The following is a 25,936-nucleotide window of genomic DNA, read 5'->3' on the forward strand; positions in this document are numbered from 1 at the left end:
ATGGAAGAACTGAATTGCAAATTGCTGGTGATCGGCTCGGGCCCCGGCGGCTATGTCTGCGCTATTCGTGCCGGACAGCTGGGGGTGGATACGATCATCGTCGAGGCCAAGGCCCATGGCGGCACCTGCCTGAACGTCGGCTGCATCCCCTCCAAGGCGCTGATCCACGCGGCCGAGGAATTTTCCCATGCGGTGAAATTCACCGGCGACAACAACCTCGGTATTTCCGTGCAGAAACCCAGCATTGATCTGGAAAAAACCGTGGCCTGGAAGGACAGCATCGTGGCCCGGCTGAATGGCGGTGTCGCGGCGTTGCTGAAACGCGCCGGCGTGCGGGCGATCATCGGCCAGGCGCGGTTCCGTGACGGCAAGTCCGTGATCGTCAAAACCGATCTGGGCGAACAGCTCATCCGCGCCGAGAAGATCGTCATCGCAACCGGGTCGGAGCCGTTTGAAATCCCCTCGCTGCCCTTCGGCGGCGATGTGATCTCGTCCACGGGTGCGCTCGCGCTGACCGAGGTGCCGGAAAAGCTGATCGTTGTCGGCGGCGGCTATATCGGGCTTGAGATCGGCACCGCCATGGCCAAGCTGGGCGCCGAGGTGACGGTGGTGGAATTCGCCGACCGCATCCTGCCGCAATATGACAAGGAACTGACCAAACCCGTGGCCGAACGGCTGGACTCACTTGGCATCACCGTGATGCTGAACGCGAAGGCAGAGGGCCTGAACGCCAACAAGGACGCCCTGAGGGTCACGCTGGAAGGCGGCGACGCAACCGAGCTGCCCTTCGACAAGGTGCTGGTCGCGGTCGGGCGCAAGGCGCGGACCCATGATTGCGGGCTGGAAGAACTGTCGCTGAAAATGAATGGCCCGTTCATCCAGATCGACGACCGCTGCCAGACCTCGATGCGTGATGTCTTTGCCATCGGCGACGTGACCGGCGAGCCGATGCTGGCCCACCGCGCCATCGCGCAAGGCGAGATGACGGCGGAAATCGTTGCTGGCGGCCCGCAGGCCTGGGACAAGCAATGTATCCCGGCGGTGTGCTTCACCGATCCCGAAATCGTGACCGTCGGCCTGTCACCGGATGAAGCCCGCGCACTGGGGCACGACATTGTCACACCCGGATTTACGCCCGACGAGGAACTGGTTCTGAACCGCGACATTGAAATCGGCAAGTTTCCCTTCACCGCCAACGGGCGCGCCATGACGATGGAAAACGAAAATGGTTTCATCCGCGTGGTCGCACGCGCCAGCGACCACGTGATCCTGGGAATTCAGGCGACCGGTGGCGGCATCTCGGAACTGGCTGCGTCCTTCGCGCTTGCCATCGAAATGGGCGCCCGGCTAGAAGATATCGCCGGCACCATCCACGCCCACCCGACCCAAAGCGAGGGCCTGCAGGAAGCCGCGCTGAAGGCGTTGGGCCATGCCATCCACATCTGACGCGGAACAACCGTCACATCAAGACTGCAGGTCGCGGAGCCGCCGCGAAACCTGAACCGACAGAAAGGCTGAACTCATGGATTTTGCACCGACGGAAGAACAGAACGCTATCTTCGAGATGGCATCTGACTTTGGGCAGGAACATATCGCGCCCTTCGCGGCGAAATGGGAAAGCCAGGGGACGATCCCGAAGGACCTGTGGCCCAAATTCGCCGAACTGGGGCTGGGCGGCGTCTATGTCTCGGAAGAATATGGCGGCTCGGGTCTGACACGACTGGATGCCACGATGGTGTTCGAAGCGCTGTCGATGTCCTGCCCGGCGGTTGCTTCGCTCTTGTCGATCCACAATATGTGCGGCGGGATGATCGACAAATTCGGCTCGGACGAGACCAAGAAAAAATGGCTGCCGCAGCTTTGCAGTATGGAAAAGCTCTTTTCCTACTGTCTGACCGAACCCGGCTCGGGCTCGGACGCGGCGGCGCTCCGGACACGTGCGGACCGGACCAACGAGGGCTACAAACTCAACGGCACCAAGGCCTTTATCTCGGGCGGCAGCTATTCCGATGTCTACCTGACCATGGTACGCACCGGCGACAACGGCCCCCGCGGGATCTCGGCGGTGCTGGTCGAGGCGGGCACCAAGGGCCTGTCCTTCGGCGCGCTGGAACAGAAGATGGGTTGGAAAGCTCAGCCAACGGCGCAGGTGCAGTTTGACGATTGTGATATTCCCGCCGAAAACCTGATGGGCGAGGAAGGCCGCGGTTTCACCTACGCCATGGCCGGGCTTGACGGCGGGCGGCTGAACATTGCGGCATCGGCGCTTGGGGGGGCCCAGGCCGCCCTGAATGCGGCGTTGGATTATACCGGCGAGCGCAAGGCGTTTGGCAAGACGATCGACCAGTTTCAGGCCCTTCAGTTCCGCCTGGCGGCGATGGAGATCAAGCTGCAGGCGGCGCGGGTGTTTCTGCGCCAGGCGGCGTGGAAACTGGATGCCAAATCCTATGACGCGACGAAATATTGCGCGATGGCCAAGACCTTCGTGACGGACGTGGCCTTTGAGGTCGCCAATGACGCGCTGCAGTTGCACGGCGGTTACGGCTATCTTGCCGACTACGGGATCGAAAAGATCGTGCGCGATCTGCGCGTGCATCAGATCCTGGAAGGCACCAATGAAATCATGCACCTCATCGTCTCGCGGCAACTGCTCGCGGACCGGGGCTGAGACGGCGCTTCAGACAAAATGGAGGAACCTATGGACCAGAACGTGATGAAGAAGCTGTCTGAGATGATGCTCTCCGCCACCAAGTCGCATCCGCTTTTTACCACGATGGACCCGTCGAAACCGACCGATTTCGCCAAAGCCTGGGCCGCCGCCGCACAAGCGATGTCGACCCCGAGCAGCGAGACCTGGGGAGAATGGATCAAGGCCTGGTCCTCCTACCAGTCGGAAATGGCGAAACTCTGGCTTTCCGGCCTGCAGGGCAAGGATGCAGATCTGGAGCCAAGCAAGGATCGCAGGTTCAGCGACGAGGCCTGGAACGAAGGCATTTTTCCGTTTTTGCGTCAGTCCTACGAGCTGACCGCCAAGGCCATGGTCGATATGGCCGACAAAGCCGGGTTGCCGGAGCATGAGCAACGCAAGCTCAGTTTCTATGCCCGCGTCACCGCCGACGGCCTGGCGCCCTCGAATTTCGTCACGACCAACCCCGAAGTCTTGAAACTGGCGCAGGAAACCGGCGGCAAGAGCCTGATTGACGGCTTTCAGAACATGCTGACCGATCTCGAAAAGGGCTATATCACCACGACGGACGAAACCGCTTTTGCGCTCGGCGAAAACCTGGCCACCACCCCCGGCGCGGTGGTCTATCGCAACGAGCTGATCGAGCTCATTCAGTACACGCCCGTGACGCCAGAGGTGCGCACGAACCCGATCCTGATCGTGCCCCCTTGCGTGAACAAGTTCTACATCTTCGACATCAATGAAAAGAAGTCGATGATCCGCTACCTGCTGGAACAGGGCCATGCGGTCTTCACCATCTCCTGGCGCAATGCCGGCCCCGAGACGCAGGATTATGACTGGAACGATTACATCACCCGCGGTGTGATGGAGGCGATGGACGCCACCGCCGGGATCGCCAAGACCAAGAAGCTCGACCTGCTGTCATGGTGCAATGGCGGCACCCTGCTGTTGGCGGCGCTGGCGGTGATGCCCAAGGCGCAGAAATCGCTGGTGGGGTCTGCCACTTTCCTTTCGGCGATGCTGGATTTCAGCGATCCCGGCGAGGTCGAGGTGTTCATCGACCAGCCGCAGATCGAGGCCTACAAGCGGCGGCTCGAAACCGCCAAGGTCGCCCCCGGCCGAGATATCGCGCGGGCAATGGCGATGCTGCATGTCAACGAAAGCATCTGGGGCTTCGTCGTCAACAACTACCTCAAGGGCCAGAACCCGCCACCCTTCGACATCCTCTACTGGAACGCCGATACCTCGAACCTGCCGGTCAAGTGGTACGCCTATTTCGTCGAAGAGATGTATCACGCCAACAAGCTCAAGGAGCCCGGCGCTCTGACGTTGCTGGACCAGCCGGTGGATTGCGGCAATATCGACGTGCCCTGCTGCTTTGTCGCCGCAACGGGTGACCACATCGTGCCATGGAAGACCTCTTTTACATCCACGCAACTCCTGCCCAATGTGACCGAGTTCATCTTGACGTCTGGTGGCCATGTGTCCGGCACTGTCATCAATCATCCGGTCAAGAACCGCCGCTATTTCCTTTCGGGTGGCGGCCAGTCAGGCACGGCAGAGGAATGGCAAAGCTCGGCCGCGCGTACCGAGGGCAGCTGGTGGCCGCATTGGCTGGGCTGGCTGGACAAGACCAGCGGCGCCGAGCAACGCAGCGCCCCGCGCGCCCTGGGCGACCGAAAACACCCCGAGCTTGCGCCAGCGCCGGGGACATATGTGCTGGAAGAAGTGCCGCAGGACGGATAAGTCTGCGTTTGCCAACAGGCAGAACATCCACGCGTCAGGAGCGTAACGAGTGTCACAAATATGCGATGCCCCGGAAAACGGCCGGTTTCAAATGCTCTCCGCGGGTGGCGCAAAGCTGAGGGTCTATACCAGGGATCTGGACCTTTCTGACGTGCCGCTGGTGATCTGCAACGGTCTCGGGCAGTCCGTCGAAATCCTTTTTCCGCTGATGCAGGAATTGCACGATCGGCCGGTCATCGCATTTGATGCGGCCGGCACCGGCCGCTCGGATGTTCCGGATGGCCTGACCACGATTCCGCAGCACGCAGCGATGTTGGGAGAACTTCTGGACCAGTTGGGGGTTCAGCAGTTTGACGTGATGGGGATTTCCTGGGGCGGGGCCGTGGCGCAGCAGATCGCACGCGATCAGCCCGACCGTGTGCGCCGGCTGGTCTTGGCCATAACCTCCGCCGGCGGACCCGGAAGCTGGTGGGGTTCGCCGATCGCTGTCTCGGAAATTTGTTTCCCGTGGCGCTACGCCAACAAGAGCTATGGCGACTTCATCGGTCCGTTCATGTATGGCGGCGAGGCCATTCTGCAGCCCGCGCTGTTCCGTGAGTACGCGGAAAATGCGATCAGGCCGAGCCTCAAGGGGTATTTCGCGCAGGTAAACGCCCTTTGCTGCTGGAGCAGCATTCCATGGTTCGGCCAGCTGATGCAACCGACGCAAATCATCGGCGGCGCGTTTGATACATTGATCCCGATTGCAAATCAAATGTTGCTGGCTGCCCTAAAGCCGGATTCCAGCTTCAGAATATTCAATGCAGGTCATCTCCTGATGTATTCACACCGTTCTGAGGTCGGTGAGTTGGTTACGGAGTTTTTGGACAATTAGGGTTTGGCGAAAACAGTTCTGTTGCGGCAACGGAAAGTCACCTTGGCCAGGCAAATCAAATGCCCCGATTTCGGTTCCTGCGACATCAGGTTTGTAAGCGAAATTAGCCAATGCAGGCTCGCCTGAGTCATCGTCCTACGCAATTCATCCAGATAATTTTCGCAGCTACAGTTGGCGTCACCGTGGTGCTGCCGAGCATGTAGCCAACGGTGGAAACACACCGAAGATTAACTTGATTTTTTTGATCAAATGTTCGCGTGGCGGCCATTGGCCTGAGTTCGGAGATTGGCAAATTTGTCCGCAACCTGTGAACCTGAACATTCTTTTTTTGTTACACGATTCCTGATTGGCCGCAAATCTCTCGCAACCGCGACATGAGAATTTGCGCGTGTGCAGCATTCGCCGTGCTGCGAGCGCGCGCAGCGAGAATTCTCTTGGTCCGCATTGGGCTCTTCAGGTTTCTCCGCCGCCCGAAGCACGAACGCCCGTTGTCGGAGTGATCGCGGCCATTCGCATTACACTCGGCGAACTGGAAAGGAGCGGATGGGGTGGATGACGTCTGCACCCGACTGTCGCGTAATGCGGCATAGTGGGGAAGTCATCTTCTGCTAGGAAAGGAGCCCCATCATGGAGGTTACGACAGTAGGTTTGGACCTCGGCAAGGACGTTTTCCAAGCTCACGGAATTACCGCCAACGGCACGGTTGTTTTCAATCGTTCGATCCGGCGCCGACAATTACTCAAGTTTTTCGAGACGCTGCCAAATTGATTGGTTGGGATTGAGGCCTGCGGGTCAGCCCACCATTGGGCGCGTGAATTGATTGCAATCGGACACGATGTGCGCCTGATGCCTGCCGTTTACGTCAAGCCATACGTGAAGCGCGGGAAGACAGATGCCGTTGATGCGGCCGCGATTTGCGAGGCAGTTACGCGACCTACGATGCGGTTTGTTGCTGTGAAATCGAAAGAGCAACAGGCCTTGCTCACAATGCATCGGGTGCGCCAGCTCATCGTCCGGCAGAAAACCCAGATGCTGAACGTGATCCGTGGTCTTCTGCGAGAGTTTGGCCATGTGATCGGGAACGGGCCGACTGCAGCGATGCGCTTCATCAAGACGTTCCAGACCGATGACTGTCCGGACATTCCGGACGTGGCGAAGAGCATGCTCAAGACGCTCTGTGACCAGGTTATTGATCTCGATGGTCGGGTGACCTTCTACGACAAGTTGATCGAGTATCATTCCCGGAACGATGAACGCGCCAAACGCATCAGAACGGTGCCCGGCGTTGGCCCCATCACTGCGTCGGCCATTGTCGCCACCATCGGCGACGGCAAGCAGTTCAGGAACGGTCGCGAGTTTGCCGCATGGCTCGGACTCACACCGTTGAACAGGTCAAGTGGCGGTAAAGAGCGGTTAGGCCGGATCAGCAAGAAGTGTGATCGCTTTATTCGACGATTGTTGGTGATCGGCATGACTTCTCAGGTTCAGCGTACCGTGGGTATCCGGAGCGGGTGCACCCCCGGATCATGCAGCTGTTGGAACGCAAACCAATGCGCCTCGCAACCATTGCTATGGCAAACAAAACGGCCAGGATCATCTGGGCCATCCTCACCAAGGAAACATATTACCGGCAATCAGCCGCATAAACGGAGGAGCAATACAAACACGAATTGCAAGACGAATGTCATGATGGCACGTGCGGTCATCCGAGAACCCGGGAACCCGAGCTTTGTCCTGAACTTTCCGGTTCGCGTCGCCGATTGCGTCCAGGTTCACGGAACCCATCAAGGCCAGCGGAAATACAGCATCCGCGACCAAAGGCCGGGCACAGGACTGTACTGACCAGCCGCGCAATCAGAGCATTTTTCCTTGCAAAGCAGACGTCATCCACCCAGGACAATACCAACCGCGGATTTTCTGCCTTCGCTGGCGCAGAGATCCCTCGCAGGCGCGGCACACTCATCGCTGAGTTGCAGCCGATGTCGCCAGACCGGCCGTTCAAAACCACGACGATGCCCAAATTTCACACCGTTTTTTTGCTGCAACCAGGACCGATCATCTGGGAGCGGAACATAGTGAAAATTCACTGCAAGCTACCTCAATGGCGGCGCATAACACATTTGCCTGCGGAGTGCCGCAGCAAGTCCGGATTGGCCAACATTCAGGATAGTCAGTTGCAGAGTCCCCCGAAATTCTTATGCCAGAATCTTGCCATGTCGTAGTTGCGGTGGGTTGCTATCGGTTTCAGGCAATAGGCTCTTTTGCAAATTTCGCCAGACGGCAATCAGCCGGTGGCCTGCGCGCCAGACCACTTCGCTGGAGCAAGTTGTTGCTTCCGAGTAGTTGCTGGTGATTGTATTGGCCTGCCAAACCCTTGCTTTGAAAGGCCCTGATGTATGGACAAGTTTCGCCTCGATGCGACCGATATCCGCATCCTCAGTGCAGTCCAGAAACACGGCCAGCTGAGCAAAACCAAGCTGGCGGAGATCGTCAACTTATCGCCAACCCCGTGCTGGGCCCGGCTTGGGAAATTGAAGGCAGCCGGGTTCATACGCGGCTACCATGCCGACATTGCAATCGACCGGGTCTGCGATTTCTCGCAGGTCATCGTGACGGTCTCGCTCACCCATCACCGCAAATCTGATTTTGACCGCTTCGAGGGCCATATCCGGAATCTTGACGAGGTCACCGAGTGCATCGCCACGGGCGGCGGCATGGATTACATCCTGAAGGTCTTTGCCCCAAGCTTGGCAGCATTTCAGGAATTGATGGAAACCCTGCTGACGGCCGAACTGGGGATTGACCGCTACATGACCTACATCGTGACGCGCCATGTCAAATCCGCCCAGCCGAATCTCTCTGGCCTGGCAGCCAGATCCCGCAAATGACCGGAACCGCCTGAACAGACTGCATGCCCGCCTGACGTCAGCCCGTTCGGTCTGCACACCGCTTTCTTTCAGTCCGCTCCTGGCCTGCCTGTGCGGGTAATCCTTTACCCAGTTGAAACAGTCCGCGGCTGATACGGCAAGCGGTGCAAAGGGTGAAAGACATGACGCAATCAGACGGTTTCGGGTTCGGCACGCAGATCCGCAAATCCCCTTATTTCGATGCCACCGTCCGCTGGGGCGCCAAGGGGTTCTCGGTGTATAACCACATGTACATCCCACGCGACTTCGGCAATCCGGAGCAGAACTTCTGGAACCTGGTGAACGGCGCTATCCTGTGCGACGTGGCGGTCGAACGCCAGGTGGAGATCACCGGCCCGGATGCGGCGAAGTTCGTGCAGATGCTGACCCCGCGTGACCTGTCGAAGATGGCCGTTCGCCAGTGCAAATATATCCTGATCACCAATGCAGGCGGCGGCATCCTGAACGACCCGATCCTGCTGCGGCTGGCTGAGAACCACTTCTGGATCTCGCTGGCAGACAGCGACATCTTGCTGTGGGCGCAGGGGGTGGCAGTGCATTCCGGCATGGATGTCACCATCGGTGAACCCGACGTGTCGCCGCTGCAGCTGCAGGGTCCAAAGTCGGGCGAGATCATGAAGGCGCTGTTCGGCGACAGCATCGTGGACCTGAAATACTACTGGCTGCGCCAAGTCGAGCTGGATGGCATCCCGCTGATCGTGTCGCGCACCGGGTGGTCCAGCGAACTGGGCTATGAGCTGTATCTGCAGGACGGGTCGCGCGGCGACGAGCTGTGGGAAAAAATCATGGCGGCTGGCAAACCCTTTGGCTTGCAGCCGGGTCACACCTCCTCGATCCGGCGGATCGAAGGCGGCATGCTGTCCTATCATGCCGATGCCGACATCCATACCAACCCGTTCGAGGTGGGTCTCGGCCGCCTGATCGGCCTCGACATGGAAGCTGACTTCATCGGCAAGGACGCTTTGCACCGCATCAAGGAGGAGGGCATCAGCCGCAAGCAGGTCGGCCTTGTCATCGATGGCGCCCCGATGAACGGCCCCAACACTAGCTTCTGGGCGATCACCAAAGATGACGGCACCGTCGGTAAGGTGACTTCGGCTGTTTATTCCCCGCGCCTTGAGAAGAACATCGCGCTGGCGATGGTCTCGGTAGGGAGTTCTGAATTGGGCACCGAAGTCGAGGTGATGACTGCCAACGGCCCGGCAAAGGCCACGATTGTAGAAATCCCCTTCTACGACCCCAAGAAATCGCTCGCAGCAAGCTAACAGCCGGAACGAGGACTTACGGAAATGTCGGAAATTTCGATCGACCTGCACTGGAACCGCGTTGAGCCCGAGCTCAAGCCGGGCGCCTATACAGCCGAGCATAATGTTCAGCTCAATAACGGCTACGACATACAAGTGGACGCTGCCCCCGACTATGGCGGCGATCCAGGCTGCACCAATCCCGAACAGGCGCTCGCCTCGGCGCTGTCGAGCTGCCATATGCTGACCTTTCTTGCTCTGGCCGCCAAGGCTGGCTGGCCTGTCGCCAGCTACCATGATCACGTGGTGGCGCATCTGGGCAAGAACCCGCAAGGCAAGATGTCGGTGAACCGCCTGGATATGCACCCGCTGGTGCGGTTCGACACCGGCTTTCAGGTCAATGAGGCGGATCTGGCAGAAATGCAGCACCGGGCGCACCGGTACTGTTTCATCGCCAATACGTTGGCTGACTTCGTCGACATCAACATTCACTGACCCTCAAAACAGGAGAGAGCCCCGTGCAAGACACCGAAATCCTGCTGCGCGACCTGGATGACGATGGCATCCTGCGCCTGACCCTGAACGATGCCGGGCGGCGCAATGCCCTATCCGAGGCGATGCTGGCGGCGCTGGCCCAGGCCTTTGCCGAAGCGGGGGGAAACCCAAAGGTGCGCGTCGTTGTCCTGGCGGCAAACGGTCCCGCATATTGCGCGGGACATGACTTAAAGGAGATGACCGCCGGGCGCGCGGCTGCAGACGGTGGGCGGGCCTATTTTGCCAAGGTGATGGCCATGTGTTCTGCTGCAATGCAGGCGATCGTCAACTGCCCCAAGCCGGTGATTGCCGAGGTCACTGGAATTGCTACCGCGGCTGGCTGCCAGCTGGTAGCCAGCTGTGACCTCGCCCTTGCTGCGGACACCGCGCAGTTCAGCACGCCGGGGGTCCATATCGGGTTATTCTGCTCGACGCCGATGGTGGCCCTGTCGCGCAATGTCTCCAATAAGCACGCGATGGAGATGTTGCTGACTGGCGACATGACCCCGGCCCGGCGGGCAGAGGAGATCGGCCTGATTAACCGCGCCGTTCCGCCCGCGGAGCTGCAGGCAGCCACGGTGGAAATGGCCCGCAAGATCGCCTCCAAGTCGGTAATGACCCTGGCCACTGGGAAACGTGCCTTTTATGCTCAGCGGGAAATGCCCCTGGCTGACGCCTATACCTATGCCTCCGGCGTGATGGTGGACAACATGCTGGCCCGCGACGCCGAGGAGGGCATCGGCGCCTTCCTTGAAAAACGCAGTCCCCAATGGCAGGACCAATAGGACCATGACGGAAAACCCGTACAACACCGGCCTCGACCGCACCCCCGCGAACTATCAGCCGCTGACGCCGCTGACCTTTTTGGAGCGCGCCGCCAGCGTCTACCCGGACCACACAGCGATTGTGCACGGGGACTTGCGGCGCAGCTATGCGGAGTTCTATGCGCGCGCGCGGCAGCTTGCCTCGGCTCTAGCAGAAACCGGGATCGGTCGCGGCGACACAGTGTCAGCAATGCTGCCCAATACGCCGGCAATGCTTGAGTGCCATTACGGCGTGCCTATGTGCGGCGCGGTGCTGCATTCGATTAACACAAGGCTGGATGCAGCGGTGATTGCGATCCAGCTCGACCACGCGATGTCAAAACTGGTGATCGTGGACAGGGAATTCATGCCTCTGATGCAGGAGGCGCTGGCGCTTGCCACGGTGTCGCCGGTTCTGATCCAGTATGATGACCCAGAGTATGACGGTGTGCCGACAGATGCGGAGGCCGCCGACTACGAGGTGTTTCTGACCCGCAGCAACCCGGATTTCGCCTGGCTGATGCCGGAGGACGAGTGGGATGCGATCTCGATCAACTACACCTCCGGCACCACCGGCGACCCCAAAGGCGTGGTTTCGCACCACCGAGGTGCCTATCTGCTGGCGCAGGGCAACGCGCTGACCACCTCAATGCAGAAACACGCGGTCTATCTCTGGACCCTGCCGATGTTCCACTGCAACGGCTGGTGCTTCCCCTGGACACTCTCTGCCATCGCAGGCACCCATGTCTGCCTGCGGCAGGTGCGGGCCGAACCCATCTGGAACGCCCTCGCGGACGAGGGGGTGACCCACCTGTGCGGCGCCCCCATTGTGATGTCGCTGCTGATCTCGGCGCCGGAAGAGGCCAAGCGCGATCTCGACCAGCAGGTGCAGTTTTTTATCGCCGCCGCGCCGCCGCCGGAAAGCCTGCTGGCGGACATGAAGACCGCAGGCTTTGAGGTGACCCACCTTTATGGGCTGACGGAAACCTACGGTCCTGCGGTCGTCAATGACTGGCACCACAGCTGGTCGGATCTGCCGCCTGCCGAACAGGCCGCACTGAAGGCGCGCCAGGGCGTGCGCTACCTGCCGCTGGAACAGCTGGATGTGCTGGACCCGGAGACGATGCGGCCGGTGCCGCGCGACGGCCAGACCATGGGCGAGGTCATGTTCCGCGGGAACGTCGTGATGAAGGGCTATTTCCGCAATCCCAAAGCCACCGAGGAAGCCTTTGCCGGCGGCTGGTTCCACTCCGGCGATCTGGGTGTCATGCACGCCGACGGCTATATCCAGCTCAAGGATAGGTCAAAGGACATCATCATCTCGGGCGGCGAGAACATCTCCTCGATCGAGGTCGAGGAAGCGCTGTACTGCCACCCGGCGGTTGCGGTGGCAGCCGTGGTGGCAATGCCGCATGAAAAATGGGGCGAAACCCCCTGTGCCTTTGTCGAGCTGGCCAAGGGCAAGCAGGCTGATGCGGAGATCCTGCGCAACTGGTGCCGCAGCCGTCTGGCGCCCTACAAGGTCCCAGGCAGGTTTGTCTTTACGGAGATCCCCAGAACCTCGACCGGCAAGATCCAGAAATTCGCCTTGCGCGAGCAGGCAAAGGAAATCGCGTCATAACCAGCGGAGCGGCACGTCAGGCGGCGGAGTGCCAAGGCAGGGCGTTTCGCAGGCTGAGTACGGCTCCTGGCGCCCGCACCTTCAGAACCAAGCATGATTGAAGAAGTCCCTTGAGATCGACACCCGGCCTTGAGCGTAACTTTCTCATGCATATGCCCTCGCAGATTCAGCTTGCCAAAGTCAAAGTTTTCCCGTCATCTGAGACGTGTTCTTAAAGAATGAGAATCCTTTTTGGCATGCATCTCGATCGCTTGATCCAGCTTCTTGAAGTCATTGCCGTCGCCGGGCGGCCTGTTTCTGTGGCAGAAGTGCAGCGTGCGACGGGCTTACCCAAGCCCACTTGCTACCGGCTTTTTCAGTCGCTTGTGGAGCAAAAACTGATTGATGAGCCATCCGCAGGCGGGAAGTATGTCATAGGCGAGCGGTTGATCCGGATTGCCTTGCTGGGGAAGTCCGATGTTGATGTGCGGCGCTGTGCGGCCCCTTTGCTGAGCGCTGCGGCAACCAGCTTCAACGAAACGGTTTTTCTGGCGCGTTTTCGCGAAAAAAAAGTTGAACTCATTCACGTTGAAACTCCGGGCGATCCGGCACGGGCATATGTTCATCCTGGGCTTGGCGTTCGTCCCTTGCACGCCTGTTCCTGCTCAAAGGCTATTGCGGCCTTTGCCGAACCCGAATTTCGCGAAAGCATCCTCTCCGGCAGCCTGAAAGAGTATACAGAGCATACCAAGACAACCGTGGCTGAGTTGCGGCGCGAATTTGAAACCATCGCGGAACAGGGATTTGCCGATTGCGATCAGGAAATCGACATCGGAATCGCCAGCGTCGCGGCGCCGGTTTCCATCGGCAATATCGGGGCCACATTCAGTGTCGGGGCGGTGGGGCCGGTCCGCAGGTTCGGCACCGAGTACCGGCTGGAAATCGGCCGGAAACTGATTGATCTCTCCGCCAAAGTCAGCGGAGCCATCCAACTTTGCAACGTACCGGAGGTGTAGCAGTACGGCCAGATAATCAAATCCATAGCAGCAGTAAGGCCAACAGCGACTGATCGAAACGGACAGAATTTTCCCATGGGAGGAGAAGACATGAACTTAAGACCAGAACCAACATTCCACGCGTCGCCCAAGCTTGCGATGCAAGCACCGGTGGAAAACTATGCTTTCACGGTGATGCTCAGCCCTGACGGGTCTCAGTCCGATGGAATTGCCGTTGTTGACCTCAAACCTGGCTCGTCCACCTATGGCCAGATCGTGCATCAGGTTATCGTGCCGAACAAAGGCGACGAGTTTCACCATTTCGGATGGAACGCCTGCTCCTCTTCGCTTTCACCTTTGTCGGGGCACGCTTTTCTCGAACGCCGCTATCTGATCGTGCCGGGCATCCGGTCATCGCGCATCTATGTGATTGATGTGAAAGAGCCGCTCAAGGCGCATATCCACAAGACAATTGAGCCCGAGGAACTGTTCGCCAAGACCGGGTATTCGCGCCCGCATACGATCCATTGCGGACCGGAAGGGATCTATGTCTCCTGCCTTGGCGGCGGCGGCAAAGACGGCACCGATGGTCCTCCAGGCATCTTCATCATGGATTGCGAAACCTTCGAGATCATCGGCCAGTACGAAATGGACCGGGGCAAGCAGGACAAGCACTATGATTTCTGGTGGAACCTGCCGCAGGACTACATGGTCAGCTCTGAATGGGGCCTGCCCCCGCAGTTCGAAAACGGGATCGTGCCCGAGGACCTGCTGTCCAATGAATACGGGCATTCGATCCATTTCTGGGATCTGCGCGCACGAAAGAACATTCAAACCATGGATTTCGGCGACAACTATCAGATGGCGCTGGAAATCCGGCCCGCCCATGATCCGACAAAAACCTACGGGTTCTGCGGCGTGGTCGTGGACACGACCAACCTGCAGGGCGCAATCTTCACCTGGTGGCGTGGTGATGACGGTACATGGCAGTCAAAGAAGACCATCACAATCGATCCGCGCCCTGAAAAGCCCGAAAATCTGCCGCCGCTGCTGCAGGGGTTCGAAGCAGTGCCGCCGCTGGTCACCGATATCGACCTCAGCCTCGATGACAAGTACCTCTATGTTGCCTGCTGGGGATTGGGTGAGATGCACCAGTATGATGTCACGGACCCGATGAACCCGGTTCTGGCTGGCAAGGTCGAGCTTGGCGGCATTGCGCGCGGGACCAACCATCCAAATGGCAAGGACTTCGCCTATGGACCGCAGATGGTGGAGATCAGCCGTGATGGCAAACGGGTCTATTGGACCAATTCTCTATACTCGACCTGGGATGACCAGTTTTATCCTGATGACGAAGGCGGACAAATGGTCATGGCGGATGTGGGCGAAAACGGCGGCCTGACCTTGAACAGGGATTTCTATATTGAGTTCCCGAAAGGCCTGCGGTCGCATCAGATACGGCTTGAGGGCGGTGATTGTTCAACGGACAGTTTCTGCTATCCGTCTGTCTAAACCATGACAGACCTTACTTCAGTGGCAGCCCTTTGGTGGGCTGTCATTTTTTCCGGTCTATATCACGGGATCAATCCCGGCATGGGGTGGCCGCTGGCAGTGTCAGCGGCCCTGATGGAACGCCGCCCAAGCAGCATGCTAAAGGCTCTGTCGATGCTGGCAGCGGGTCATTTCCTAGCAATGATAGGTATCTTGCTGCCTTTTTCACTGATGTTTTTCCTTGTTGAGTGGGAAGCTGGGATACGTGTGGCCGCCGCCCTGCTCGTCGTAGCAATGGGGATCTATCTGCTGGTCAATCGCAGACATCCCAGAATGTTAGCCCGCGTGCGGCCTGCCCGGTTGGCCTTGTGGTCCTTTCTAGCTGCAACTGCGCATGGAGCGGGTTTGATGCTGGTCCCGATATTTCTCGGGCTTTGCGCCATAGGTGCTGATGAAACAGGCCATCTGGCGGTACAGGCCCTTATGGGCAGCAACGTGACAACTGCGTTTCTGGTTGCAGCCGCACACACCTTTTCCATGACATTTGCCGGGGGGCTGATTGCATTGGTAATCTACTTCTGGCTTGGCTTGAAATTTCTGGCAAAGACGTGGTTCAATCTGGACGTTGTCTGGGCGCTCAGCCTGGTGGCAGTTGGTACATTCGGCCTTTACTCCTCAACTCCGTACCATTGACTTTCTCCAGAGCGGTAAACTCGGTTTCTGCGCTGAAAAAGGCTCCGAAAGCAGTCGTCATAAAGCACGTTTCGAATATCGGGTTCGTTCCGCGACCTGTAAATTTGCTACCTGAATGTTGCTGCGTGGCCAACGAATGACCGGACTTCCTGCTGTCCTGCAGCACCGAAAATCTGCTTAAAGGGGGATTTAGCACTCAGCCGCACTCGACCCCTTCCTTGAGGGCGCGAAAGGCGCCAACGGTTTCATTCCCAACCTTCTGGGCAATATGGCCGAAGCGCCCGCCCTGCTTGAGGGATACATGTCGCTGGCCGGAATTTTCGGCAAAACGGACCTGTCCGAGACCGAACGTCAGTTCATTCTCATGACTAATAACCGCCTGAATGGCTGCACCTACTGCATGGCCGCGCACACGACGATTTCGCAGATGGCGAACGTACCGTCAGACGTGATCGCAGCGCTGCGCACCGACACGCCGAATGCCTGGACACCGGAGATGGCAAAAGCCGCCTGACCAAAGTGGTTGTCGGCGACCCCGCTGCCAAACGCGGGGTCATCTGCCAAATCAGCCGCAATGACGGAACCTTTGTTGAGAAAGCCATGGCAGTTTCATCCAGTTGCAGTGTAGATCTCGATATTGCAGCCTTCTCCGGCCGGTGGCGTTACGAAATTGCTGGAAAACCGGCGCTGACAGGTTGTGTATCCAGATTAAATTTCAGCAATCGCTCATTTCTACGCTTATGGCTCACCATTTTCCGCGACACTGGTCCGCCTGAAGACGTTCGTTCGCCGAAACCCGTTCTCGGACGCGATCGTCTTTGACCAATGCCGCAGCCTGCATGAATGGCAGGGATATTTTCCAAAGTAGTCGTTCAACGAAAGTCGTTCCGCTTGCACTGCTTCGTATCGGCGGGTTTTGCAGATACGGTCCCCGCTGGCAGGGAGGCGAATTGGCAGCCAGGCAGTCTTGCGGCCTGTTCGCACGAGATCCGCCTTCATGGTATTCCCCGACTTGATCGCTCGCATAAGACAACGTTTCACTCTGACTGATCGAAAGCAACAATGGACAAGCGCGGACGAAACGGACCTGCATCCGGCTCGCCCGCCATTGCTCAGCTACAACTGGAACAGACCCAGGGCACTCACCACATCCCGCCTTGTCGCCTCGGTGCGCTCTCGCGCCCGTTCCGTGCCTTCTTTGATCACATCAAGAATGTATCCCCGGTCCTCGGAGAGCTGTGCCCGACGCTCTCGAATTGGGGCGATGAGCTCCTGAAGGATAGCTTCCAGACGCGCCTTGATCTTGCTGTCGCCAAGCCCGCCTCTCTGATACTGCGTCTTGAGCTCGGCAAGCCCGTCCTGGTCCGGATCGAAGGCGTCGAGATAGGCAAAGACGACATTGCCCTCGATGCAGCCCGGGTCTTCGACACGCAGGTGGTTCGGATCGGTGAACATCGCCCTGACAGCATTTCGGATCTCCTCGGACGACGCAGACAGCGCAATGGCGTTGCCGCCGGATTTCGACATCTTGGCCTTGCCGTCGATACCGGGCAACCGGCCCGCCCTGGGGATGATCGCCCGCGCCTCGGGCAACACGGCGCAGCCTGCGGTTGCATTGATGCGCCGCACGATCTCGTTCGTTTGCTCGATCAGCGGGGCCTGATCCTCGCCGACCGGCACGACCGTCGCCTTGAAAGCCGTGATGTCCGCCGCCTGTGCCGCCGGATAACACAGAAACCCGGCGGGAATATCCCGTCCGAACCCGCGAATGCGAATTTCGTCCTTGATCGTCGGGTTCCGTTCGAGCCGCGCGACCGTGACGAAGTTCAGGTAGAGCATCGACAGCTCCGCGAGTGCCGGAAGATGCGATTGCAGGCAGATGGTGGTGCGACAGGGATCAATGCCAACGGCTAAATAGTCCAGCGCGACCTCGATCACGCTGCGCCGTACCTTCTCCGGGTCATGGGCGTTGTCGGTTAGGGCCTGAGTATCCGCCAGCAGCAGGAATTGTTCATGGCTGTCCTGATAGCGCAGCCGGTTTGCAAGCGAGCCTGCATAGTGCCCGATGTGAAGCGGCCCCGTGGTGCGGTCGCCTGTCAGAATGGTTGGTCTGTTCATTTGTGTCTTCTCATGAAACGGGAGACGGCGCATCGGGAAGCTCGGAAAACAAAAGGCCGCCCATGCGGCGGCCTCGGAATACGTTTGGTTATCCGGCCACCCTGTCAGGAGGCCAGCCACCAGGTCATTGCGATGATCGTAGTGTTTTCCATAGGCACCGCCTATCCTCGGCGAGATCTCTTGTCAATCAAATGGTAGAAAGGGCTTGAAGCGGGTATGCAGCAGCGCGGTGAGAACACTTCGATTCGGGCCCGCCCACCTTCGTTCAAGGCACGGAGCAGGCCTTAGCCACACGCGCCAAGTTGACCTGCGAAGTCACGGGCCGATTAACGCGACACACCCGCGGGTTGCTGACCGCGACCTTGTTCGCGCTCAGTCCGCCTTGGGTGTTGCGGCCGAGCCGGCCAGTAACCCGCCGTCGACAGTCAGCTCCGTTCCGGTCATGTAAGCAGCCTCGTCCGAAGCGAGCAGAAGTGCAATGGAGGCGACCTCTTCGACCGTGCCAAATCGGCGCATCGGCGTGTCGGCCACAAAGGCTGCCATGCGCGCCTCCCGATCCGGCCCATCGCCCAGCATGGGCTCCCACATCGGAGTGAGGATCGCCGCCGGGTGGATCGAATTGCAGCGGATGTTCAGCCCCTGTTCGGCGCAGTAGAGCGCGACGGACTTGGTGTGGTTGCGCACGGCGGCCTTTGACGACGCGTAAGCCGCCGCCGCAGGAATGCCCACGAAGCCTGAACGCGACGAAATATTGATGATCGATCCCGTGGCCTTGGCGCGCATCGCGCCGATCGCGTAGCGGCAGCCGAGGAACGTACCGTCCAGATTGACCGCATGTACGGCCCGCCAATCCGCCAGCGAGGCATGCTCGGGGTCGTGCAGGCGCATTGCCTCCTCGAAGCCCGTGATTCCCGCATTGTTCACCACAACGTCGCAGGTGGGCCACGCCTCGGCCAGCGCGGTCCAGTCAGCCTCGGACGCAACGTCGAGGCGCAAGTGATGCCCGCCGATCTCACGGGCCAAATCAGCGGCACTGCCCTCATCCTTATCGGTCACGACGACAGTGGCTCCTTCCCGGGCGAAGGCCCGCACGATCGCAGCGCCAATACCGCGGCCCGCACCCGTGACGATGCAAATCTTGGTGTTCAATCGGGACATGGTATTCCTTTCGATGCTGGTTACGGTCGCGGCGTGGAGCCATCAAACCGGGGCTTTCCGTCAGCAGGCCTATCCCCGACCGCTAGGACAGGTTTGGCAATGACAGGCGCATTTCATACTGAACAATGAAGCGATCAGCCCCAAGCTCCTGTAAGAGAGAACACAAGACACTGTCGGCGGACTCGACATTGACCAATGTCAGCGAGCCGACCGTCGCTGCCGCAGCGAGGAGGTCTTCCAAGGCCGAGGGGTCGCTGGCGGCTATCTGATGCACGAGACCACCTGCGCCGATGATCGCGCCGCCTTTTTCATGCAGGAAGGACGTCAGCGGCGAGCCAGAGATAGTTTCCGTGGCGTTCTGCCAGGTCGGCTCCCAAGTTGAATTCCTCTGAATGGCATTCGCAACGGTCCCGAAATCCGACCGTTCGCATGAAGACGGATCAGGAGATGGATGATCAAGCCGATAGCAGTCGAGCTTTCTGGTCACATCAAATCCCATCTTCCGATAGAGACGTTCCGCGCCTGTGTTCCCCTCGATGACTTCCAGCCAAAAGCTCTCGATTCCGGCATTCTCTGCCGCACTTATCGCCGCCATGCCCAAACGGGACGCCAATCCCCGGCCTCTGTGGCCAATCCGGGTTCCGCTGCCGATCAGGTACCGTTTTGTGTTCCGCGTCGCGACGTTCCAAAACGCGATGATTTGATCATTTTCGATGGCGACAAAGGACGCCTTGGGGTCAAAACCTCTCGAGCTCAGCGCCGCCCTGAACGTGTCTGCATCTGGTTGCAACGGAACGATATAGTCAGAAAACGCGGCAAGCATGGCGCAATGCAGGGCCCCCAAGTCAAAGCCTGATCCGGCAAACGAGGTAATTCGTGTCATTTTGTGCTTTCATGTCTCCACGATGCGTACAGACGCAAAGACCGGGTTTTCGCTCGTCTCGCAAGTCGTTGAGGCCTTTTCCGTGTCAATCGGATATCATCGAGTTCCGGGTTCTTGGCTCGGTTGTTCTTTGCAGACACCCGCAGCACTGCGGCGAACGGCCCCTAGGTCGGCGGGTTGGTCGTTGCGTCGTTTTGACGAACGCGTGCTGCTGGTAGACGCCGCTGTTAAGGTGGACCTGTCTAAAGTTCCTGACTCTAGTCCGACAGGCACAGCTTGTTTCCATCAAGGTCTCTCACATAGGCCGAGAATTTCGGTCCACGTTGACCGGGCGCGCCCTCGCATGTGCCGCCTAGGTCAAGCGCCAGGCTGTGCATTCTTTCAACGTCTTTCTTCGTCCCGACACAAAAGCCGACCATCGTGCCATTCCCGTTTGTTGCCGGCTTTTTATCGTACGGGATCGCGACTGCGAAAGCAAAGTCCTCGCCGAGCCAGTAGGTCATGCGATCCGAGGGCGACATGGTCTGAAGGCCCGCGCCTGCAAAGAGTGCGTCGTAGAAGGCCCTCGATACGGACATGTCGTTCGTTCCGACGACGAAGTAATTCATTTTCATGGATATCTCTCCGATTGAATTGGTGGTTCAGCTGACTGCGTGGCCCGCGCTCACACTACTACGACATTGCCGCGCTTGTGACCCGTCTCCATGTGGCGGTGCGCCGCGATCAGGTCGCCCAATGGGTAGACCCGATCGATAACGGGCGCCAGCTTGCCGTCCTCGATCATGTCGACGAGGGTGGCGAGCATCGGGCGCAGCACGTCCGGCTTGAGCATGCCGGTAGCCGAGAAGCGTGCCTTGCGCGTATCCGCAATCGCGGTGCGCAGCATCGCGCCCAGCAATCCGAGGCCCAGCACCGGGCAGACGTAGCGGCCAGAGCGGATCAGGCTTCGCTTGGCCTCGGCGAAGGACGAAACGCCGAGCGTGTCGTAGATCACATCATAGCGCTCGGTCTGTCGGGAGAAATCCTCCTGGCCGTAGTCGATGACCCGGCCGGCCCCGAGGGCGGCGACCATGTCGGCATTGCGGGCGCTGCAGGTGCCGGTGACCTTGGCCTCCATCGCCGCGGCGATCTGCACCGCCGCACTGCCTAGGCTGCCTGAAGCGCCGAGGATCAGTACCTTCTGCCCGGACCGCAGGTCAGCCACCTCGCGCAGAAAGTTCAGCGAGGTCATCGGCCCATCGCACATGACGGCGGCGCACTCATGCGACAGCGCATCCGGCTTTTTCATCAGCACGCCGGACTCGTCGAGGCAGATGTGGCTGGCATTTGCCCCGAATTTCAGCCCCGCCTCGCCGAAGACGGCGTCGCCCACGGCAAACCGGTTAACACTGTCGCCCACAGCGATCACCTCGCCCGACAGCCCGGTGCCCGACAGGTTTTGCCGCGGGCGGCGTAGGCCAAGGAAAAGACGCGCAAAGCGGGGTTGCCCGGTCCGCATCATGCCATCGGCGCGCGTTACGGCCGAGGCACGGATGCGGATCAGGATCTCGGTAGGGCCGGGTTCCGGAATGGGTCGGGTCACCGGGCTCAGCACCTTGGGGGGTCCGTAGTGATTGATGCTCCAAGCAGAGAGTGTTGCAGTCATGGCGGCCTCCTTTCGGTTCGGTTGCGCTCCATCTACCGGATCGGTTTCCTTCCGAATATTGTGGAAAATGATCCAGGATGGTTCATAATCGTTCCGCATGGTGGATTGGAAATCTCTTCCGGCCTTTCTGGCCGTTGCGCGGGCGGGGTCGCTCCGTGGGGCTGCCGAGCAGCTGGACGGCACCCACGCCACCGTGCGCCGACAGGTCGAAGGGCTTGAGGCGCAGCTGGGTGTGCAACTGTTCCGGCGCAGTGCGGGCGGGCTGGAACTGTCGGCGGCGGGTCGCAGGCTTCTGCCCCAAGCGCTTGAGGCCGAGGCGTGCTTGCGGCAGGGATTCAACGCCGTGCGTGGGCTGGATAGCGAGACAGCGGGCCGCATCCGCCTGTCGGCCGATCCGATGACCGCGCATTTCCTGTTGGCGCCGGTTCTGGGCGAGTTCCTGTCGCTCTATCCCGACATTCACATCGACATGAACCTGTCCTACGCTATCGACTCGATCGAAAAGCTCGAAACCGATGTCTCGATCCGCCATGTGCGCGACCTCACGGGCGATGCTGTGGGGCGCAAGCTGTTTCCGCTATCGATCGGTGTATTCGCCTCGCGAAGCTACATCGACAGGCATCTGCACGATGCCGGGCCGCGCGGTGAGGGTCTGACCTGGCTCGGCTACGGCGAGATGCCGGAATTGCAGGCGATGATCGCCGCCTCACCGTTTCCGCGCGCGACGGTACGCCATGCGATCCCGGACCCTGCGATGCACATGCACCTTGCCCGCGCCGGGGCAGGGATGACCTTTCTGGCGGCCTGGGTGCCAAGCGTCTTCCCCGAGTTACAGCGGGTACCGGGAACCGAGCTCGACCAGAGCCGCTCGACCTGGGTGCTGATGCACGGCGACCTGCGCCGGGTGCAGCGGGTCCGGCTCTTCGTTGATTTTCTCTACGAAAGCCTGCTCGAGCGGCGCGCGGACTTCATAGGGTGAAAGCCTCTGGGGTTGCGGTGCGGATGTCGTCCCGACGCCCGCGCTTCCGGCGACTTTGGTTGCGACTTCGTGGATCAACGTCCATGTGGCGCGCTGGAATGAAATGATCGTGTAGTCTTAAAATGGGAAAGGTGCGGTTCAAGCCCAACCCTTCGTCAGTATGCCGTTGGTCCAAATCCAATTTGGCACAAATCGGTCTACCCTTGGGGAATGGGCACGGTGTTATGCTGTATCAAAGGCGTAACCGCTGGTGGTGTACAGTTTGTGTGCTACGCAAATTGGAGGTCCTCAAACTGTGGAAGAACTGCCAAAGGCGCCAACGCAGCGAATTCTCACTCTGTCCGCATTCAAGTGGCTGATCTCGCTGCAGCATGCATGAAAGGCTGGGTTTTCACGCCGCTCAGCGAGGCCGAAAATGATGCAGTCGCGGAGATTTTCGCGCTGCGAGCGCGCGCAGCATGAAATCACAATGGCCGAGTCGGGCTCAAAGCTGCCATTCGTCTCGCGCCCTGTAACCGTCTGTTCTTTGCTATGTTACAATTCGTAAGAATTGAGAAAACATCAGGCAAAACTTGACGCTGATCTTTCTCGCGTCCCTTATCGGGGCGTTGGCGTTCGGGGATTCAACCCGGACCCGCCATTTCCGGCCCGGGGAGGGGCCGGATGGGGAGGAGAGAGAGATTGGCTCAGACGCAGTCGGGCGCGGACGGGATGGTATCCCTTCCGGCGCTGCTACACCGCAATGTCGCTCAGTTCGGGGATGCCCCGGCCTATCGGGAAAAGGAATTCGGCATCTGGCAATGCTGGACCTGGGCGGAAGCCGCTGCCGAGGTCCGCGCGATGGCGCTTGGATTTCTGGAAATTGGCGTTGAAAAAGGTGACCATATTGCCGTGATTGGCCGCAATCGGCCAGCGCATTACTGGTCGATGGTGGCCGCGCAGATGGTGGGCGCGGTACCAGTTCCACTCTATCAGGACTCTGTGGCCGAAGAGATGGCCTATGTGCTGGAGCACTGTGGCGCGAAATACGTCGTCTGCGGCGATCAGGAGCAGGTCGATAAGGTCATCGAGATTCAGGAAAACCTGCATCAGGTCAAACACATCTTCTATACCGACAAGCGCGGGATGCGGAAATACGACCATTCCCAGATGAACGCGCTGGAGGACATCATGGCCGAGGGCCGCGCAGGCCATCAGCGGTTCGATGCGGAACTGGACAAGCGGACTGCGGCGATCACCTATGATGATACCTGCGTGATGCTTTACACCTCGGGCACCACGGGCAAGCCCAAGGGTGTGGTTCTGTCGAACCGCAACGTGATCGAAAGCGCCAAGAACTCGGCGGAATTCGATCACCTGACCCGGAACGAGGACATCCTGTCCTATCTGCCGATGGCCTGGGTCGGGGATTTCATCTTTTCCATCGGTCAGGCCTATTGGTGCGGTTTCTGCGTGAACTGCCCCGAAAGCGCCGACACGATGATGACCGACCTGCGCGAGATCGGACCGACTTATTTCTTTGCCCCGCCGCGCGTGTTCGAAACCCAGCTGACCAACGTGATGATCCGCATGGAGGATGCGGGTCAGTTCAAGCGGCGCATGTTCCATCACTTTATGGCGCACGCCAAGAAGGTTGGAGGGCTGCTGCTGGACGGTAAGCCGGTGGGTTTCGGCGACCGGCTGAAATACGCGCTGGGCAATATGCTGGTCTATGGCCCGCTCAAGGATACGCTGGGCTATGGCCGGTTCCGCGTGGGATATACGGCCGGTGAGGCGATCGGGCCGGAGATTTTCGATTTTTACCGCTCGCTGGGCATCAACCTGAAACAGCTTTACGGCCAGACCGAGGCTACCGTGTTCATCACTGTTCAACCGGATGGTGAGGTGCGCGCGGATACGGTTGGTGTGCCTGCCCCTGCGGTTGAGTTGAAAATCGACGACAAAGGCGAGATCCACTATCGCTCACCCGGTGTTTTCGTAGAATATTACAACAACCCGGACTCGACAGCCTCGACCAAGGATGCCGAGGGTTGGGTGGCCACCGGGGATGCCGGGTTTATCGAGGAAGGCTCGGGCCATCTGCGGATCATCGACCGTGCCAAGGACGTGGGCAAGATGGCCGATGGGTCGATGTTTGCGCCGAAATATGTCGAGAACAAGCTGAAATTCTATCCCGATATCCTTGAGGTCGTGCTGTTCGGCAGTGGCCGGGATCATTGCGTGGCCTTCATCAATATCGACCTGACCGCGGTCGGCAACTGGGCGGAACGCAACAACGTGGCTTACGCGTCCTATCAGGAACTGGCGGGCCATCCGCGGGTGCTGGAGACAATTCGCAGCCATGTGGAAGAGGTGAACAAGTCCGTGGCAGCGGACGAGATGCTGTCGGGTTGCCAGGTGCATCGCTTTGTCGTGCTGCACAAGGAACTGGACGCCGATGATGGTGAGATGACGCGTACGCGGAAGGTGCGGCGTGGGTTCGTCGAGGAGAAATTCAGCGACATCATCGCGGCGCTGTATGACGGGTCCAAAACCGTCTCGACCACGACCGAGGTGACCTATGAGGACGGCCGCAAGGGGTCGATCAGCGCCACGCTGGAAATCGTGGACGCGCCGGTTGTGCCGGTTGCTCAGCACAAGGTAGCGGCGGAATGAGGGCCGGTCGTACGCCGCTCGACCTGCGGTCATCGCCCCGCCCGCCGTCCCATTATTGCAAAAGTCAGGGAGTGACTGATGCTGGATAGTACTGAAGGATATGTCACCGAAGACGGCCGCAAGATCGGCGGCGTGGTGATGGAAATGAAGAACATCACCCTGCGCTTTGGCGGCGTGGTGGCGATCAAGGATATCTCGTTCGACATTCGCGAGGGTGAGATCCGCGCCATCATCGGGCCGAACGGGGCGGGCAAGTCCTCGATGCTGAACGTGATTTCGGGGTTTTATGTGCCGCAAGAGGGCGAGGTCTGGTTTCATGGGTCAAAACGCCCGCCGATGCGGCCCTATGAGGTGGCGCGGCAGGGCATTGCACGGACGTTCCAGAATATCGCTCTGTTCGAAGGCATGAGCGTGTTGGACAACGTCATGACCGGGCGGCTGAACTACATGAAGACCAACATGTTTCAGCAGGCCTGGTGGAAGGGCAAAGCCGAGGCGGAAGAGGTCGAAAACCGCGAAGCTGTCGAGAAGATCATCGACTTTCTGGAAATCCAGCACATCCGCAAGACGCCGGTCTCGCGGCTGCCCTACGGGTTGAAGAAACGTGTGGAACTGGCCCGCGCGCTGGCGGCCGAACCCAAGTTGCTGCTGCTGGATGAGCCGATGGCGGGCATGAATGTCGAAGAGAAAGAGGACATGAGCCGCTTTATCCTCGACGTGAATGACGAGTTCGGCACCACCATCGCGCTGATCGAACATGACATGGGCGTGGTCATGGACCTGAGCGACCGGGTGGTTGTGATGGATTACGGCAAGAAGATCGGCGACGGCACACCGGACGAGGTGCGCAGCAATCAGGACGTCATCGACGCCTATCTGGGGGTCAGCCATGACTAAGCATCGGA

The 25,936-nt window shown here is 59.4% G+C and carries 21 protein-coding genes and 1 pseudogene; 17 read left to right on the forward strand and 5 right to left on the reverse strand.

Annotation, left to right across the window (positions count from 1 at the left end; all coding sequences use genetic code 11):
• The 14 genes and pseudogenes from lpdA to ACOQFT_RS09885 all read left to right on the forward strand — a co-directional run bounded on the left by lpdA (position 1) and on the right by ACOQFT_RS09885 (position 16,107).
• Positions 1–1,446, forward strand: coding sequence for a dihydrolipoyl dehydrogenase (gene lpdA, locus ACOQFT_RS09820; RefSeq protein WP_421597751.1), 1,446 nt, complete (start codon positions 1–3; stop codon positions 1,444–1,446).
• A gap of 76 nt (positions 1,447–1,522) precedes the next feature.
• Positions 1,523–2,668, forward strand: coding sequence for an acyl-CoA dehydrogenase family protein (locus tag ACOQFT_RS09825; RefSeq protein WP_421597752.1), 1,146 nt, complete (start codon positions 1,523–1,525; stop codon positions 2,666–2,668).
• Positions 2,669–2,698: 30 nt separating this feature from the next.
• Positions 2,699–4,432 carry a PHA/PHB synthase family protein gene (locus ACOQFT_RS09830; RefSeq protein WP_421597753.1) on the forward strand — a complete coding sequence of 578 codons (1,734 nt, stop codon included), beginning with the start codon at positions 2,699–2,701 and terminating at the stop codon, positions 4,430–4,432.
• A 49-nt stretch (positions 4,433–4,481) separates the two neighbouring features.
• A complete protein-coding gene (locus tag ACOQFT_RS09835; protein WP_421597754.1) occupies positions 4,482–5,306 on the forward strand; it encodes an alpha/beta fold hydrolase in 825 nt (274 codons plus the stop codon).
• Between the two features lie 624 nt (positions 5,307–5,930).
• Positions 5,931–6,952 (forward strand): annotated as a pseudogene (locus ACOQFT_RS09840) (IS110 family transposase).
• Positions 6,953–7,702: 750 nt separating this feature from the next.
• Entirely contained in the window at positions 7,703–8,194 is a 492-nt protein-coding gene (locus tag ACOQFT_RS09845) for an Lrp/AsnC family transcriptional regulator (protein WP_421597755.1), read from the forward strand.
• A 161-nt stretch (positions 8,195–8,355) separates the two neighbouring features.
• Positions 8,356–9,498: a glycine cleavage T C-terminal barrel domain-containing protein gene (locus tag ACOQFT_RS09850; RefSeq protein ID WP_421597756.1), complete on the forward strand. Its 1,143-nt coding sequence runs from the start codon at positions 8,356–8,358 to the stop codon at positions 9,496–9,498.
• A gap of 24 nt (positions 9,499–9,522) precedes the next feature.
• The gene (locus ACOQFT_RS09855) at positions 9,523–9,972 is read left to right on the forward strand and encodes an OsmC family protein (protein ID WP_421597757.1); all 450 of its coding nucleotides are present in this window, start codon (positions 9,523–9,525) and stop codon (positions 9,970–9,972) included.
• A 23-nt stretch (positions 9,973–9,995) separates the two neighbouring features.
• A complete protein-coding gene (locus ACOQFT_RS09860; RefSeq protein WP_421597758.1) occupies positions 9,996–10,796 on the forward strand; it encodes an enoyl-CoA hydratase in 801 nt (266 codons plus the stop codon).
• Positions 10,797–10,800: 4 nt separating this feature from the next.
• Positions 10,801–12,435, forward strand: a complete 1,635-nt coding sequence (locus ACOQFT_RS09865) for an acyl-CoA synthetase (protein ID WP_421597759.1) — start codon at positions 10,801–10,803, stop codon at positions 12,433–12,435.
• A gap of 236 nt (positions 12,436–12,671) precedes the next feature.
• Complete coding sequence (locus tag ACOQFT_RS09870) at positions 12,672–13,430, forward strand: IclR family transcriptional regulator (protein WP_421597760.1); 759 nt, start codon at positions 12,672–12,674, stop codon at positions 13,428–13,430.
• 90 nt (positions 13,431–13,520) lie between these two features.
• Positions 13,521–14,921 carry a selenium-binding protein SBP56-related protein gene (locus ACOQFT_RS09875; protein WP_421597761.1) on the forward strand — a complete coding sequence of 467 codons (1,401 nt, stop codon included), beginning with the start codon at positions 13,521–13,523 and terminating at the stop codon, positions 14,919–14,921.
• Between the two features lie 3 nt (positions 14,922–14,924).
• A complete protein-coding gene (locus tag ACOQFT_RS09880) occupies positions 14,925–15,593 on the forward strand; it encodes a hypothetical protein (RefSeq protein WP_421597762.1) in 669 nt (222 codons plus the stop codon).
• 268 nt (positions 15,594–15,861) lie between these two features.
• On the forward strand, positions 15,862–16,107 hold the full coding sequence (locus ACOQFT_RS09885; protein WP_421597763.1) for a carboxymuconolactone decarboxylase family protein: 246 nt from the start codon (positions 15,862–15,864) through the stop codon (positions 16,105–16,107).
• Positions 16,108–16,709: 602 nt separating this feature from the next.
• On the opposite strand, the gene trpS is transcribed toward ACOQFT_RS09885, so the two are convergent.
• The 5 genes from trpS to ACOQFT_RS09910 all read right to left on the reverse strand — a co-directional run bounded on the left by trpS (position 16,710) and on the right by ACOQFT_RS09910 (position 21,397).
• Positions 16,710–17,711, reverse strand: a complete 1,002-nt coding sequence (trpS, locus tag ACOQFT_RS09890; RefSeq protein ID WP_421597764.1) for a tryptophan--tRNA ligase — start codon at positions 17,709–17,711, stop codon at positions 16,710–16,712.
• A gap of 372 nt (positions 17,712–18,083) precedes the next feature.
• Complete coding sequence (locus tag ACOQFT_RS09895) at positions 18,084–18,869, reverse strand: SDR family oxidoreductase (RefSeq protein WP_421597765.1); 786 nt, start codon at positions 18,867–18,869, stop codon at positions 18,084–18,086.
• 82 nt (positions 18,870–18,951) lie between these two features.
• Positions 18,952–19,692 (reverse strand): GNAT family N-acetyltransferase, encoded by a 741-nt coding sequence (locus ACOQFT_RS09900; protein WP_421597766.1) that lies wholly within the window; start codon positions 19,690–19,692, stop codon positions 18,952–18,954.
• Positions 19,693–20,009: 317 nt separating this feature from the next.
• Positions 20,010–20,366 carry a VOC family protein gene (locus tag ACOQFT_RS09905; protein ID WP_421597767.1) on the reverse strand — a complete coding sequence of 119 codons (357 nt, stop codon included), beginning with the start codon at positions 20,364–20,366 and terminating at the stop codon, positions 20,010–20,012.
• Positions 20,367–20,416: 50 nt separating this feature from the next.
• The gene (locus tag ACOQFT_RS09910; RefSeq protein WP_421597768.1) at positions 20,417–21,397 is read right to left on the reverse strand and encodes an NAD(P)-dependent alcohol dehydrogenase; all 981 of its coding nucleotides are present in this window, start codon (positions 21,395–21,397) and stop codon (positions 20,417–20,419) included.
• A gap of 97 nt (positions 21,398–21,494) precedes the next feature.
• Between ACOQFT_RS09910 and ACOQFT_RS09915 the strand changes: the two genes are divergently transcribed.
• From ACOQFT_RS09915 to ACOQFT_RS09925, 3 genes are all read left to right on the forward strand, one after another.
• Positions 21,495–22,376: a LysR family transcriptional regulator gene (locus ACOQFT_RS09915; protein WP_421597769.1), complete on the forward strand. Its 882-nt coding sequence runs from the start codon at positions 21,495–21,497 to the stop codon at positions 22,374–22,376.
• Between the two features lie 711 nt (positions 22,377–23,087).
• Positions 23,088–25,031, forward strand: coding sequence for an AMP-binding protein (locus tag ACOQFT_RS09920; RefSeq protein ID WP_421598023.1), 1,944 nt, complete (start codon positions 23,088–23,090; stop codon positions 25,029–25,031).
• A gap of 78 nt (positions 25,032–25,109) precedes the next feature.
• Positions 25,110–25,928 carry an ABC transporter ATP-binding protein gene (locus ACOQFT_RS09925; RefSeq protein WP_170444577.1) on the forward strand — a complete coding sequence of 273 codons (819 nt, stop codon included), beginning with the start codon at positions 25,110–25,112 and terminating at the stop codon, positions 25,926–25,928.
• Positions 25,929–25,936: the final 8 nt, after the last annotated feature.

The organism is Ruegeria sp. MALMAid1280 (genome assembly GCF_049195285.1).
Lineage (GTDB): Bacteria > Pseudomonadota > Alphaproteobacteria > Rhodobacterales > Rhodobacteraceae > Ruegeria.